Origin of the sequence: Massilia mucilaginosa, assembly GCF_011682145.1 — a bacterium.
GTDB lineage: Bacteria > Pseudomonadota > Gammaproteobacteria > Burkholderiales > Burkholderiaceae_D > Telluria_A > Telluria_A mucilaginosa.
Genome location: NZ_WHJH01000373.1, coordinates 1 through 280, shown reverse-complemented (window position 1 = coordinate 280; position 280 = coordinate 1). Strand labels below are relative to the sequence as shown.

At 69.3% G+C, this 280-nt stretch carries 1 protein-coding gene; it reads right to left on the bottom strand.

What is annotated here, in order from left to right; translation table 11 throughout:
- Positions 1 to 280: uroporphyrinogen-III synthase (locus F2P45_RS35225; protein ID WP_187367273.1), on the bottom strand; the 280-nt coding region annotated here is incomplete at both ends.

Genomic DNA, 280 nt, shown 5'->3' with positions numbered 1-280 from the left:
CGTGCGGCACGATCCGGTGCGGGTGGCGCATTTTTTCCACAAGGGCCGGGTCGTCCAGCTGCGCCACCAGCGCCACCAGAGCGCGCAGGGCTTCGGAACTGGTGATGATCCAATCGTTGTCGCCCTGCAAAAGCGTGCGCAACTGCTGCGCCAGCGCCTCCGTCAGCACCGGCACGCTGCGCCGGTAGGCCGGCACGGTGGCGACGATCACGCCGGCCGCGCGCAGCCCGTCGGCCATCAGCTCGCGCCCGCTTTCGCCACGCACGATCAGCACTTTCTG